Genomic DNA, 15,539 nt, shown 5'->3' with positions numbered 1-15,539 from the left:
CTGAGGGATGAGGAGGAGCGGCGCGCATGAGCGGCGGTGACTCGGTGCCCCGGGCTGCGGGCGATCGCCCCAGCCTGCACACCCTGGTGATCATCCCCACCTTTAACGAGCGGGAGAACCTCCCACTCATCGTGCAGCGACTCCGCGCGGCGCTCCCCGAGGTGCACCTGTTGATCGTCGACGACAACAGCCCGGACGGCACCGGTCAGCTGGCCGACGACTTGTCTGCGGCCAACTCCGGCCTGATCCACGTCATGCACCGCACCGTCAAAGACGGACTCGGCGCGGCGTATCTGGCGGGCTTCGCCTGGGGTCTTTCCCGCGGTTACACCACGCTGGTCGAGATGGACGCCGACGGCAGCCACGCGCCCGAGCAACTGCATCGGCTACTCGAGGCCGTCGACGGCGGCGCCGACCTGGTAATCGGGTCGCGTTACGTCGACGGTGGCGACGTGAAGAACTGGCCCTGGCGGCGCTGGGCACTGTCCTGGACCGCCAACACCTACGCCAGGCTGGCGCTGGGCATCGGCATCCACGACATCACCGCCGGCTATCGCGCCTACCGCCGCGACGTGCTGGAGAAGATCGACCTCGACCACGTCGACTCGAAGGGCTACTGCTTTCAGATCGACCTGACGTGGCGGACCATCACCAACGGTTTCGTCGTCGCCGAGGTACCGATCACCTTCACCGAGCGCGAACTCGGCGTGTCGAAGATGAGCGGCTCCAATATCCGCGAAGCCGTGGTCAAGGTGGCGCAGTGGGGGATCAACGGGCGCCTGCACCGCAAGAGTGTGACCACCGTCACTCGGTAACTGAGATTTCCCATAGAGAATTATCAGCTCATACCGTAATCTCAGTTTTCAGCCGTGTTGCGTACTTGCGGTCTGCAAATCGGGGAGGACCGTAATGAAGCGCTTGATCTCGTCCGTCGTGGTTGGTGGGGCCGCGGTAGCAACGTGTCTGTCCGCTGGCATCGCAGCCGCAGAGCCAGGGGACCCGACCACTCTTATGGTTCCCGACCCGTTCGGTTTCGGCTTTACCGACCCGGACTTCACCTACCAGGCGCTCACGCCGATGCAGTCGATCGCGTACGGCAACGGCACCATCGACGTGAATTCGGGAGAACTCGCGGCCCCGGTGCAACAGTTCTTCGAGAAGTACGTGGAAGTCAACGGCGATCCGCTGAGCATCAGCAACCCCCTGGTCACGAGCATCGAAGGCGACATCGTCAACAAGCTGCAAGACGGCATGGGAACCCAGCAGCAGCTCATCTTCGATGCCATCCCGAACACCAATATCGAGAGCGGCGTCATTGGCATCCATGACTTCGGCGCCGGCTACGGTTACGCCTACATCGACATGGTCGGCCCCGGTTTCGAGTCGCTGAACAGCAACGGCGTCGACCATGCCGTCGGCGCCTTCCTGGTGACCCCCTACGGCACCTTCGACGTGTCGAACGTGGAAAACGGCGGTGACTACGGCGGCCTGGCCTACCTGGAGAGCCAGCTGTTCGACTTCTCCAACCCTCCGGAGAACCCGTTCGGCATCGAGGTGACCGGGACTCCCGACTTCGACTATCAGACCGCGGGTGTGTTCGGCAACACCGCGTACGGCACGCAGGACGTCGAGTTCAACCCTGAGAACCTGACGACCTTTGCGAAGGACTTCCTGGAAGACAACGGAGTCAATGTCCAGGCCTTCGGCACTGCGCTGAACGACGATGCTCAGGCCAACATCATCAACACCCTCAGCTACACCGGTATCGGTAACGGCTTCGGGTCACAGCAGCTGTTCCTGTCCGACCTCGCCGGCATCGACAACGCTGTGATCACAACGCAGGTCCTCGGACCCGGCTTCAGCTACGACTCCATCGGCCTCGATCTGGCCGGCACCGGCACCGCGGGCACCACCACCGATGCGATTGGAGCATGGCTGCAGACACCGTTCGGCGACATCGACGTGTCACCGTGGGCGAGCCTGGCGGCCCAGGTCTTCGACCCGAACTACTTCGACATCGGCGCATTCCCGATGGATGACCTGATCCCGCCGACGTTGTCCTTCTTGTTCTGACCTAGGCGCCGCTGCCGCGCCGGCGGGTCTTGATCAGCTCGAGCCGCTCCTTGAGCAGTTCCTCGAGTTCTTCGACCGAACGGCGCTCCAGCAGCATGTCCCAGTGCGTGCGCGGCGGCTTGACCTTTTTGGGCTCGGGCAGGTCACCCTCGAGCAGGGTGCCCTCCAGGCCATTGCGGCACAGCCAGGTGCCGGGGATTTCGGCGTCATCGGCGAACGGAACGTCGAATTCCTCGCCGTTTTCGGTGCGGTAGCGCGCGACCTGTCGCGGCGCCAAGTCGTGGTTGCGGTCGGTCTCGTAGCTGACGGCTCCAAGGCGACTGCCTCTCAAGACGCGATCGGCCATTGGTTAGCACTCCCTCTTAATGTCTTCTCAGTAGCTGGGCGCAGTGATCAACGTTCGACCCAGCAAGGTAGTTCCCAGTCATGCGGGTGACCCAACGGTCCATGCTACCGGGATTCGCCGGGCACCCCGACTAAAGTCGGCCCCGTGACACGCCGTGCCCACCCGCAGCCGTGCCGCTGGTGCGGCCGTGACGTCGCCGACAGTGGGCTGGGCCGGCGCCGGCAGTACTGCCGACAGTCCTGCCGACAGCGGGCTTACGAGCAGCGGGCGTCGATCAACGGAGCCAAAGGCGCCGTTCTGCCCGCCGATGCCGTGGTGCTCTCCGCCGACGAGGCCGCCGACCTGTCCGACCGGGTCTACCAGGTGCGATGCGCTGCCGAAGACGTTGCCACCGCCCTGGATGAAGGTGCGGGCACGCCGGAGCTCCGCGAGCTGTGTGCCGCCCTGATGCGGGCTGCCACGGCAGCCGACGGATGGCGCTGACCGGGCTTAGGCTCGGCTGACTTGTGGCGGGTACAGTCTCGCCATGGATCGCTGGGCACCGGGATCGGGTGCGGAGCCGGGCCATGGGCGGGGTGGGCGAGTCGGCGCCCGCCGACGATGTTCTCGGGCCGAAGGGCAGGTAAGCCGCCATTCGCGCGGCGAGTGACTGCTCCTCATCCAGGCCCGCATTTCTGAGTGAGCGACGACCGACGTTAGGCGAGGGGTAACGACATGGCTGACCAACTCCAGCACGCAACCGAGGCGTTGCGTAAAGCGCTGGTCCAGGTCGAGCGGCTGAAGACCAAGAACCGCGCGCTGCTGGAGCGCTCCGGTGAGGCGATCGCCATTGTCGGTATGTCGTGCCGGTTCCCCGGTGGCGTCGATTCGCCGGACAGCTTGTGGGACATGGTGGCTGACAAGCGGGACGTCATGTCGGAGTTCCCCACCGATCGCGGCTGGGATCTGGGTGGGTTGTTCGACGACGACCCCGACGCTCCGCACAAGTGCTACGCGCGGTCTGGTGGTTTCGTCGACGACGTGGCCGGGTTCGACGCTGGATTCTTCGGCGTGGCCCCCAGTGAGGCGCTGGCCACCGACCCGCAGCACCGCATGCTGCTGGAGCTGTCGTGGGAAGCGTTGGAGCGGGGTGGAATCGACCCGACGTCGTTGCGCGGCAGCGCGACCGGAGTTTTCGCCGGCATCATCGTGCAGGGCTACGGCATGCTCGCCGAAGAGATCGAGGGTTACCGGCTGACGGGTATGACCTCGAGCGTGGCCACCGGTCGCGTGGCCTATGTGCTGGGGCTGGAAGGCCCGGCGGTGTCGGTGGACACCGCGTGCTCGTCGTCGCTGGTCGCCCTGCATATGGCGGTGCAGTCGCTGCGATCCGGAGAGTGCGACCTCGCGCTGGCCGGTGGCGCGACCGTGAACGCCACCCCGACCGTGTTCGTCGAATTCAGCAGACACCGCGGGCTGTCGCCGGACGGCCGCTGCAAACCCTTCTCGGGCGCGGCCGACGGCGTCGGCTGGTCCGAGGGCGGCGGAATGCTGGTGGTGGAGCGACTGTCCGACGCCCAGCGGCTGGGACATCGGGTACTCGCGGTGGTACGCGGCACGGCGGTCAACCAGGATGGCGCCTCCAACGGGCTGACCGCACCCAACGGTCCCTCCCAGCAGCGGGTGGTGCGCACCGCGCTGGCCAACGCCGGACTGAGCGCAGGCGACGTGGACGTGGTCGAAGGCCACGGCACCGGAACGACTCTGGGCGATCCGATCGAAGCCCAGGCCCTGCTCGCCACCTATGGCCAGGACCGGGCCGACGCACCGCTGTGGCTGGGTTCGATCAAGTCGAACATAGGTCACACGCAGGCCGCCGCAGGCGTGGCGGGCGTGATCAAGATGGTGCAGGCCATGCGCCACGAGACGCTGCCGGCGACGCTGCATGTGGATGAGCCCAGCCCCCATGTGGATTGGACGGCCGGCTCGGTATCCCTGCTCACCGAGGAACAGCCATGGGCGGCCAATGGTCATGCCCGTCGTGCGGCGGTGTCGTCGTTCGGGATCAGCGGCACCAACGCCCACGTGATCATCGAGGAGTCCCCGTCGGTCGAAACGCTCCAGAGCGCGGAGCCGCAACCGTCCGTACTGCCGTGGGTGCTGTCGGCCAAGAGCGCCGCGGCGCTTCAGTCGCAGGCGCAGCGTCTCGCTGAATTCGTCAGCAGCCGTGAGCAATTGGACGCCGGTGACGTGGCCTGGTCATTGGCCGGGCGGTCGACCTTCGAGCACCGGGCCGTCGTTCTCGGCAACGACCGCGACCAACTGCTGACCGGTCTGGGTGAAGTGGTGCACGGCGCGCCGGGCGCATCGGTGATCACCGGCCGGGCCGTACCGGCCGCCAAAACCGTGTTCGTGTTTCCCGGCCAGGGCTCGCAGTGGATCGGCATGGGTGTCGAACTATTCGACGCCGCACCGGTTTTCGCCGAGCACATCAACGCCTGTGCGGAAGCCTTCAGCGAATTCGTCGACTGGTCGTTGATCGACGTCTTGCGCGGTGCGCCGGGCGCACCCGGGCTGGACCGTGTTGACGTAGTGCAGCCCGCGTTGTTCGCGGTGATGGTCTCGCTGGCCGAGTTGTGGCGATCGATCGGGGTCCGCCCGGACGCGGTGATCGGGCATTCCCAGGGCGAGATCGCCGCCGCTTACGTCGCCGGTGCGCTGTCGCTGCGCGACGCCGCGCGGGTGGTGACGCTGCGCAGCAAGCTGCTGCTGGCACTGTCCGGCCGAGGCGGAATGGCGTCGCTGGCATGCGGAGCCGACGAAGCACGAGACCTGTTGGCGCCGTATGGCGATCGGGTCAGCATCGCCGCCGTCAACGGCCGATCGGCCGTCGTCCTCTCCGGCGAGGCAGCTTCGCTCGACGAGATCGTGGCGCTGTGCCTCGAGCGCGAAACCCGCGCCCGTCGCATCGACGTCGACTACGCGTCGCATTCGATTGCTGTCGACGAGATCCGCGATGAACTCGGCGAGGCGCTGCGCGGGATCCAACCGCAATCGGCGCGCACGGTGTTCTTCTCCACCGTGACCGGTGCCGTCCAGGACACCGCGGACCTCAACGCCGACTACTGGTTCCGCAACATCCGTCAGACCGTGGAGTTCGATCAAGCGGTGCGCACCGCGGCTCAGAGCGGCTACCGGACCTTCATCGAAACCAGCCCGCACCCCGCGCTGATCGCCGGCATCGAAGACACCGCCACCGACGGGGGAGCGGACGCAGTCGTCGTCCCGACCCTCGGCCGCGACGACGGTGGCCTGGACCGCTTCCTCAGCTCGGCCGCCCAGGCCTTCGTGGCGGGCGTCAAAATCGACTGGCGCGCCACCGTGCCGGCGGCCGGCTTCGTCGAGTTACCGACGTATGCCTTTGAGCGCAAGCGCTTTTGGCTTTCCGGTGACGGTGCCGCGGTGGACGCCGCCGGACTCGGTCTCGGCGCCAGTGAGCATGCCCTGCTGGGTGCGGTCGTGGAACTGCCGGACTCCGGCGGCGTGCTGCTGACCGGTCGGCTGTCGTCGGCCACCCAAGGCTGGCTGACCGACCACGCTGTCGACGGAGTGGCGGTGTTCCCGGGTGCCGGCTTCGTGGAGCTGGCGATCCGTGCCGGCGACGAGGTCGGCTGCGGGAGTGTCGACGAACTGAACCTGCAAGCGCCGTTGCTGTTACCCGCGTCCGGATCGGTGTCAGTGCAAGTGGTGGTGGGCGCCGCCGACGAGTCCGGTCAGCGCACCATGTCGGTGTTCTCCAGGGAGACCACAGATTCCGCCTGGAACTGCCATGCGACGGGCATCCTGTCCTCACGCACGGTCGAGCCGGTCGCCGATCTGTCGGTGTGGCCACCCGAAGGGGCGGTCGCTGTCGACGTCACCGACGGCTATCAGCGGCTTGCCGAGCGGGGCTACCAGTACGGCCCGGCATTCCAGGGCCTGACCGCGTTGTGGCGGCGCGGCGAGGAGTACTTCGCTGAGGTGACTCTGCCCCAGTCGGCCGGCGGTGTCAGCGGCTTCGGTGTGCACCCCGTGCTGTTGGACGCGGCGCTGCATGCGGCCGCGGTCACCCACTCCGGCGGTGCCGACGTGGTGCTTCCGTTCTCGTGGCAGGGCGTGTCGTTGCACGCGGCGGGGGCGTCCGCGGTGCGGGCGCGGATCGCGCCGTCGGGGCCGTCGGCGGTCTCCGTGGAACTGGCCGACGGGCTGGGGCTGCCGGTGCTGACCGTGTCGTCGATGGTGGCGCGCCCGATCTCCCAGCAGCAGTTGACGGCGGCGATGTCGGGCGCCAACGGCGACCGGCTGTTCGAGCTGGTGTGGTCGCCGGCGTCGTCCGCGTCGCACGCCGAGACACCGTCCTACGAGGTGTTCGAATCCGCCTCGACGACAGTCGATTCCGTCACCGCAAGCTACCAGCGGGTGCACACCGCGCTGGCGGCGCTGCAGTCCTGGCTGGCCGAACACGAGTCGGGTGTCCTACTCGTGTCGACCCACGGCGCCGTGGGGTTGCCGCGCGAGGACGTCACCGATCTGGCCGGCGCAGCCGTGTGGGGCCTGGTGCGCTCGGCGCAGACCGAGAACCCGGGCCGCATCGTGTTGGTGGATTCGGATGCACCACTGAGTGATTCGACCGCCGCCGAGGTGCTGGCGGTGGGAGAGCCGCAGCTGGTCGTGCGCGGCGAGACGATCTACACCGCACGGGTACGGGGCAGCAGAGCTGTCGACAGCGTGCTGGTGCCACCCGCCGACGGGCCATGGCGCCTGGGCCTGTCCACCGCGGGCACCTTCGAAAATCTGCAACTGGAACCGGTGCCCAACGCCGATGCGCCACTGGAATCCGGGCAGGTGCGGGTCGCTCTGCGGTCCATCTCCACCAACTTCCGCGACATCATGATCACGCTGGGGATGTTCACCCACGACGCGCTGATCGGTGGTGAGGGCGCGGGCGTGGTGGTCGAAGTCGGCCCCGGCGTCACCGAATTCTCGGTCGGCGACGACGTATACGGCTTCTTCCCGGACGGCAGCGGCACGCTGGTCGCCGGCGACATCCGGCTGCTGCTGCCGATGCCGTCGGACTGGTCCTATGCCGAAGCCGCCGCGATCTCGGCCGTGTTCACCACCGCCTACTACGCTTTCGTCCACCTCGCCGACGTCAAGCCGGGCCAGCGACTACTGCTGCACGCCGGAACCGGTGGTGTGGGCATGGCGGCCGCACAACTGGCCCGCCACTTCGGGCTGGAGGTCTTTGCGACCGCCAGCCGGCCCAAGTGGGACACGTTGCGGGCCATGGGTTTCGACGACGATCACATCGGCGATTCGCGCACCCTGGAATTCGAGGACAAGTTCCGCGCCATCGTCGGCGACCGCGGCTTCGACATCGTGCTCGACTCGCTGGCCGGTGAATTCGTCGACGCGTCGCTGCGCCTGGTGAAGCCCGGCGGGGTGTTCCTCGAGATGGGCAAGACCGACATCCGCGATCCTGGGAAGATCGCCGAGGAATACCCCGGCGTCCGGTACCGTGCCTTCGACCTGTTCGAGCCCGGCCGTAACCGGATGCATCAGTACATGCTGGAACTCGGTGAGCTCTTCGACGCCGGCGTGCTGCGCCCGTTGCCGGTGACCACCTTCGACATCCGGCGCGCACCCGCCGCGCTGCGCTACCTCAGTCAGGCGCGTCACACCGGCAAGGTGGTGCTGAACATGCCGGACGCGTGGGCGTCCGGAACCGTGTTGATCACCGGCGGCACCGGCATGGCCGGGTCGGCGGTGGCCCGTCACCTGGTGGCCAATCATGGTGTGCGAAACCTGTTGCTGCTGGGCCGCCGCGGCCCGGAGGCGCCGGGTGCGGCGGAACTGACGGCGGAGCTGTCGGCCGCCGGCGCCGAGGTGTCGGTGGTGGCGTGCGACGCCGCCGACCGCGCCGCGTTGGCCAAGGTGATCGCCGACATCCCGGCTCGGCATCCGCTGTCGGCGGTGATTCACGCCGCGGGTGTGCTCGACGACGCGGTGCTGACCTCGCTGACGCCGGAGCGGGTGGACCCGGTGCTGCGGGCCAAGATCGATGCGGCCTGGAATCTGCATGAGCTGAGCCAGGATTCGAAGCTGTCGGCGTTCGTGATGTTCTCCTCGATGGCGGGTCTGGTCGGGTCCTCGGGCCAGGCGAATTACGCCGCGGCCAACACCTTCCTCGACGGCCTGGCCGCCCACCGCCGGGCACACGGCTTGCCGGCCACCTCGCTGGGTTGGGGCCTGTGGGATCAGGCCAGCGAGATGACCGGCGGACTCGACGACGCCGGCCGCGCCCGTCTGGCCCGCACCGGAGTCAAGGCACTGGCGTCTGCCGACGCGCTACAGCTTTTCGACACCGCGATGGTCATCGACGAGCCGTTCCTGCTGCCGGCCCACATCGACACCGCCGCGCTGCGGGCCAACGCCGCCGTCGTGCCGCCGATGTTCATCGATCTGATCAATGCACCCACCCGCCGACGGGTCGACGACTCGCTGGCGGCCAGTAAGTCCAAATCGGCTCTTGCGCAACGCATCCACGGCCTACCCGAGGAGGAGCAGCACGCGGTGCTGCTGGACCTGGTGCGTTCGCACATCGCCACCGTGCTGGGCACCACCACGCCGGAGGCGATCGATCCGGACAAGGCGTTCCAGGAGTTGGGCTTCGACTCGCTGACCGCAGTCGAGATGCGCAACCGGCTGAAGGCCGCCACCGGTCTGGCGCTCTCGCCGACGCTGATCTTCGACTACCCGACACCGAGCCGGCTGGCGTCCTACTTCCGCACCGAGCTCGCCGGCGTTCCGCAAGAGGTCAAGCAGGTGCCCGCCATGCGGATCACCGGTGACGAGCAGATCGCGATCGTCGGCATGGCGTGCCGGTACCCGGGCGGGGTGAACTCGCCGGAAGACCTGTGGGACATGGTCATTCAGGGCCGCGACGTCATCTCCGAATTCCCCAACGACCGCGGCTGGGACCTGGCGAACCTGTACAACCCCGACCCCGATGTCGCCGAGACCTGCTACACCCGTGTCGGCGGGTTCGTCGACGACGTCGGTGACTTCGACCCCGCTTTCTTCGGCATCGGTCCGTCCGAGGCGCTGGCGATGGATCCTCAGCAGCGGATGTTCCTCGAGTTGACCTGGGAAGCGTTGGAGCGGGCCGGAATCGACCCGACCACGCTGCGGGGCAGCGCCACCGGTGTGTTCGCCGGCCTGATGACACAGGGTTACGGCATGTTCTCCGCCAAGCCGGTGGAAGGGTTCCGCCTGACCGGCCAGCTGTCCAGCGTCGCGTCCGGCCGGGTGTCCTATGTCCTGGGACTGGAAGGCCCGGCGGTGTCGGTGGACACCGCCTGCTCGACGTCGTTGGTGACCCTGCACATGGCCGCGCAGTCACTGCGAACCGGAGAGTCGGACCTGGCTTTGGCCGGAGGTGTGACGATCAATGCCACGCCGGACATCTACGTGGAATTCAGCCGCTGGCGCGGACTCTCCACCGACGGACGCTGCAAGGCGTTCGCCGGTGCTGCCGACGGCACCGGATTCTCCGAGGGCGGCGGAATGCTGGTCCTGGAACGCCTTTCCGACGCCAAGCGTCTCGGCCACCCGGTACTCGCCGTCGTCAGCGGTTCGGCGATCAACCAGGACGGCGCCTCGAACGGGCTGACCGCGCCCAACGGTCCATCGCAGCAGCGAGTGGTGCGCTCGGCCTTGGCCAGCGCGGGTCTGACCGGCGCCGACGTCGACGTGGTCGAGGGCCACGGAACCGGGACTACGCTCGGCGATCCGATTGAGGCGCAGGCGATTCTGGCGACCTACGGACAGGACCGCCCCCAGCCGCTGTGGTTGGGGTCGATCAAGTCGAACATGGGCCACACCCAGGCCGCGGCGGGCGTGGCCGGGGTGATGAAGATGATCCTGGCGATGCGCCACGAGGTGCTGCCGGCGACCCTGCATGTGGATGCGCCCAGCCCGCACGTGGACTGGTCGATGGGTTCGGTGCAACTGCTCACAGAACCACAGCCGTGGCGGGCCGACTCGGCCACCGGCCGGCCACGCCGTGCCGGGGTGTCGTCGTTCGGCATCAGCGGCACCAACGCGCACGTGATCATCGAGTCGGCTCCGCCGGCCGATCAGGCCGCCGACCCCGTGGTCGCGCCGCCGGCGGTCGTCCCGTGGGTGCTCAGCGCCAAGTCGACGACGGCGCTGGCGTCGCAGTCGTCGCGGTTGGCCCACTTCATCGGTGCCCGAGACGAGTTGGCGGCCACCGACGTCGGTTGGTCACTGGCCGGCCGCACCGCGTTCGAGCACCGTGCCGTCGCGCTGGGGGCCGACCGCGACCACCTGCTGGCCGGTCTGGCCGAGCTGGCCGACGGCCTGCCCGGTGGATCGGTGGTCACCGGCACGTCGTTGCCGGGCAAGACTGTTTTCGTCTTCCCCGGCCAGGGCTCGCAATGGCTCGGCATGGGCATGGGACTGCACGCCACCTACCCGGTCTTCGCGGAGGCGTTCAACACCGTGGTCGGTGAGCTGGATCGCCACCTGCTGCGCCCGCTGCGTGAAGTGATGTGGGGCCACGATGAAAACCTCTTGAATACCACCGAATTCGCCCAGCCTGCGTTGTTCGCCGTCGAGGTGGCGCTGTACCGCCTGCTGCAGTCGTGGGGAGTGCGACCGGACTTCGTGATGGGCCATTCGGTCGGTGAATTGACCGCGGCACATGTCGCCGGTGCACTGTCGCTGGAGAACGCCGCGCTGCTGGTGGTCGCCCGCGGCCGCTTCATGCAGGCACTGCCGCCCGGTGGTGCCATGGTCGCGGTGCAGGCCACCGAGGACGAGCTGGCCCCGCTGCTGAGCGAGGCAGTCGGCATCGCAGCGGTCAACGGCCCGTCGTCGGTGGTGGTGTCCGGGGACGAGAGCGCCGTCACCGCGATCGGCGAGCAGCTGCGGGCACAGGGTCGTCGCGTTCACCGGCTGGCGGTGTCGCACGCGTTCCACTCGCCGCTGATGGAGCCGATGATCGACGAATTCAAAGCGGCGGCAAGGGAACTGACGGTCAACCCGGTCACCGTCCCGGTGATCTCCAACGTGACCGGCGAACTCGTCGGCGACGACTTCGCCTCGGCCGACTACTGGACTCGGCACATCCGCGCCGCGGTCCGATTCGCCGACAGCATCCGCTTCGCGAATTCGACTGGCGCCACCCGATTCCTCGAAGTCGGACCCGGTGGCGGCCTGACGGCATCCATCGAGGAGTCGTTGCCGGAGGCAGGCGTGGCGTCGGTCCCGTTGCTGCGCAAGGACCGTCCCGAACCGGACAGCCTGACGAACGGAGTGGCGCAGGCATTCGTATCGGGTGTCGGGGTGGATTGGCAGGCCATGCTGCCCGGCGCGGGGTTCGTCGAGTTGCCGACCTATGCATTCGAGCGGCGTCGTTTCTGGCTGTCCGCGGACGACGCCGCGGTCGACGCGGAGGGCTTGGGCTTGTCGGCCAGCGAGCACGCGTTACTGGGTGCGGTGGTGGATCTGCCGAGGTCCGGCGGCGTCGTGCTGACCGGTCGGCTCGCCGCGGGATCCCAGACGTGGCTGTCCGATCACGCGGTCGGTGGCGTCGTCATCTTCCCGGGAGCGGGCTTCGTCGAGATGGCGATCCGCGCGGGTGACGAGGTCGGCTGCTCGGTCGTCGACGAACTGACGCTGGCCGCCCCGCTGGTGATTCCCGCGACCGGATCGGTGGCGGTACAGGTCGTCGTCGACGGTGCCGACGAGTCGGGCAGCCGTGCGGTGTCGGTGCTTTCCCGCGCCGACGCGCACTCGGGCTGGACGCTGCACGCCGAGGGCATCGTGCGGCCCGGTTCGGCCGAGCCGCATGCCGACCTGGCCGCCTGGCCGCCACCGGGCGCGACATCGGTCGACATCGACGGTCTCTATGACCGGCTGGCGGCGAGCGGATACGGCTACGGCCCGGCGTTCCAGGGCCTGACCGCGATGTGGCGTCGCGGTGACGAGATCTTCGCCGATGTGTCGCTGCCCGCCGACGCCGGTGTGTCGCCAACCGGATTCGGGGTCCACCCCGCGGTTCTCGACTCGGCGTTGCACGCGGTGATCGTCGCGACCGAAGCCGACCACGACGGCAAAGACGGTGTCCTGGTGCCATTCTCGTGGCAGGGCGTGTCGTTGCACGCGTCCGGGGCTTCGTCGGTACGAGTACGGATCGCGCCGTCCGGCCCGTCCTCGGTGTCGTTGGAACTCGCCGACGCGCTGGGCCTTCCGGTGCTGTCGGTGGCGTCCATGGTGGCGCGGCCGGTGTCGCGGCAGCAGTTGATGGCCGCCGTCTCCGGCTCCGGCCCCGACCGGATCTTCGAAGTGGTCTGGGCGCCGGCGGCAGCCGGATCTCACGTCGAGACACCGTCGTACGACGTTTTCGAATCTCAGCCCGGCGACGACGATGCGCTGGCGTCCACGTACCTTCGCACGCACGAGGCACTGGCCGCGTTGCAGACGTGGCTTGCCGAGCACGACTCCGGGACTCTCGTGGTGTCGACGCGCGGCGCGGTCGGACGACCGGGGGAGGACGTCACCGATCTGGCCGGCGCCGCCGTCTGGGGTCTGGTGCGTTCCGCACAGACGGAGCATCCGGGCCGGATCGTGTTGGCGGATTCCGATGCGCCACTGAACGATACGACGATCGCGGCGCTGCTGGCGGCCGGCGAACCGCAGGTACTGGTGCGCGACGACACCGTCTACACGGGACGGGTGCACGGCAGCCGGGCGGTGGACGCCCTGCTGGTGCCGCCGGGTGATGGCGCGTGGCGACTGGGCATGTCCAGCAAGGGCACCTTCGAGAACCTGGTGCTCGAGCCGATCCCCGACGCCGACGCGCCACTGGACGCCGGCCAGGTGCGGATCGCCGTGCGCACCATGCCGGCCAACTTCCGCGACGTCATGATCGCACTCGGCCTCTATCCGGACGAGGACGCGGTGATGGGTGTCGAGGCATCCGGCGTCGTGATCGAAACCGCCCCGGATGTCCGCCGTTTCGCAGTCGGTGACCGGGTGACCGGCCTGTTCCCCGAGGGCACCGGCACCCAAGCCGTCACAGACGCGCGTCTGCTGATGGACATTCCGTCGGGATGGTCGTACACCGAAGCGGCGACCGCGCCGGTGGTGTTCGCGACCGCCTACTACGCGCTCACGGCGCTGGCCGAGGTGCAGGCGGGCCAGCGGATCCTGATCCACGCCGGAGCCGGCGGAGTCGGAATGGCCGCGGTGCAGTTGGCTCGCCACTTCGGGCTGGAAGTGTTCGCCACCGCCAGCCAGGGTAAGTGGGACACGTTGCGGGCGATGGGCTTTGATGACGCTCACATCGGCGACTCCCGGTCGCTGGACTTCGAGGGCAAGTTCCGGGCCGCAACGGATGGTCGCGGCGTGGACGTGGTGTTGGACTCGCTGGCCGGCGATTTCGTCGACGCGTCGCTGCGGCTGGTTGCCCCGGGCGGGGTGTTCCTCGAGATGGGTAAGACCGACATCCGCGAGGTCGCGGAGGTCGCCGCGGAGTACAGCGGTGTGCGCTACCGCGCCTTCGACCTGTTCGAGGCGGGCGCCGATCACATCGAGCGGATGCTGACCGAATTGACGGCGCTGTTCGAGGACGCGACGTTACGACCGCTGCCGGTGACCACTTTCGACGTGCGGCGGGCGCCCGCGGCACTGCGGTACCTCAGCCAGGCCCGCCACACCGGCAAGGTCGTCTTGACGATGCCGGACGCGTGGGCGCTGGGCACGGTGGTGATCACCGGCGGTACCGGTATGGCCGGCTCGGCGCTGGCACGGCACGTGGTCGCGAACCACGGTGTGCGCAACCTGGTGCTGATCGGCCGCCGTGGGCCGGACGCTCCGGGCGCGGGCGAACTGGCCGCGGAGCTGTCCGCCGATGGGGCCGAGGTGTCGGTCGTCGCCTGCGATGCCTCCGATCGGGCGGCACTGGCCAAGGTGCTGGCCGACATCCCGGTGCAGCATCCGTTGTCGGCGGTCATTCACACCGCGGGTGTCCTGGACGACGCGGTGGTCACGTCGCTGACGCCCGAGCGGGTGGACGCGGTACTGCGGGCCAAAGTGGACACAGCGTGGAATCTGCATGAGTTGACCAAGGATACGAACCTGTCGGCCTTCGTGATGTTCTCCTCGATGGCCGGCCTGGTCGGCTCGTCGGGTCAGGCCAACTACGCGGCCGCCAACAGCTTCTTGGACGGCCTCGCGGTGCACCGCCGCAACCGCGGTCTGCCGGCGCTGTCGCTCGGCTGGGGTCTGTGGGATCAGACCAGCAGCATGACCGGTGAGCTCGGCGCCGTCGACTTCGCCCGGTTCGCGCGTGACGGCATCATCGCGATGACGTCCACGCAGGCGTTGCAACTGCTCGACACCGCGATGGTGATCGACGAGCCGTTCCTGCTGCCGGCCCACATCGACATCGCCGCGCTGCGAACGAAATTCGACGGTGGCACCCTGCCGCCGATGTTCGTCGATCTGATCAACGCGCCGGCACGACGTCAGGTCGACGATTCGTTGGCCGCGGCCAAGTCGAAGTCGGCGCTGCTGCAACGCCTGGACGGCCTGCCAGAGGACGAGCAGCAGGCGGTGCTGCTGGATCTGGTCCGCTCGCACATCGCGACGGTGCTGGGCAGCAGCACGCCGGAGGCGATCGATCCGGACAAGGCGTTCCAGGAGTTGGGCTTCGACTCGCTGACCGCTGTCGAGATGCGTAACCGGCTCAAAGCCGCCACCGGGCTGCCACTTTCGCCGACGCTGATCTTCGACTACCCGAACTCGACGGCCCTGGCCGGCTACTTCCGCCAGGAATTGGTCGGCGCCTCGGCCGAAGTGACGGCCAAAGCCGCACCCGGGGAGGCGGAGATCCAGCGCGTGGTGGCGTCCATTCCGGTCAAGCGTCTGCGTCAAGCCGGAGTCCTGGACCTTCTGCTCGGCCTGGCCAACGAGACCAATGGTGCCGACACCGACCTGGACAAGGAAAAAGACCTCGCGACAATGGATCTCGACGACCTGGTCAATGCCGCGTTCCTCGACGACGACGACTAAC

5 protein-coding genes are annotated in these 15,539 nt (G+C 68.1%); 4 read left to right on the top strand and 1 reads right to left on the bottom strand.

What is annotated here, in order from left to right; genetic code table 11:
• Positions 1-26: 26 nt before the first annotated feature.
• Together ACZYW1_RS19780 and ACZYW1_RS19775 are read left to right on the top strand one after the other, a co-directional pair.
• Positions 27-815 (top strand): polyprenol monophosphomannose synthase, encoded by a 789-nt coding sequence (locus ACZYW1_RS19780; RefSeq protein WP_463788174.1) that lies wholly within the window; start codon positions 27-29, stop codon positions 813-815.
• Positions 816-1,011: 196 nt separating this feature from the next.
• Complete coding sequence (locus tag ACZYW1_RS19775) at positions 1,012-2,073, top strand: hypothetical protein (protein ID WP_463788173.1); 1,062 nt, start codon at positions 1,012-1,014, stop codon at positions 2,071-2,073.
• Between the two features lies 1 nt (position 2,074).
• Here ACZYW1_RS19775 and ACZYW1_RS19770 read toward each other — a convergent pair whose 3' ends face one another.
• Positions 2,075-2,419, bottom strand: a complete 345-nt coding sequence (locus ACZYW1_RS19770; RefSeq protein WP_463788172.1) for an RNA polymerase-binding protein RbpA — start codon at positions 2,417-2,419, stop codon at positions 2,075-2,077.
• 144 nt (positions 2,420-2,563) lie between these two features.
• Here ACZYW1_RS19770 and ACZYW1_RS19765 point away from each other — a divergent pair, with 144 nt between their 5' ends.
• Positions 2,564-2,902: a hypothetical protein gene (locus ACZYW1_RS19765; RefSeq protein ID WP_463788171.1), complete on the top strand. Its 339-nt coding sequence runs from the start codon at positions 2,564-2,566 to the stop codon at positions 2,900-2,902.
• Positions 2,903-3,133: 231 nt separating this feature from the next.
• Positions 3,134-15,538, top strand: coding sequence for a type I polyketide synthase (locus tag ACZYW1_RS19760; RefSeq protein ID WP_463788170.1), 12,405 nt, complete (start codon positions 3,134-3,136; stop codon positions 15,536-15,538).
• The last annotated feature ends 1 nt before the right edge of the window (position 15,539 follow it).

The organism is Mycobacterium sp. IDUB_36 (assembly GCF_055419225.1).
This window is presented reverse-complemented; position numbering and strand designations above follow the sequence as displayed.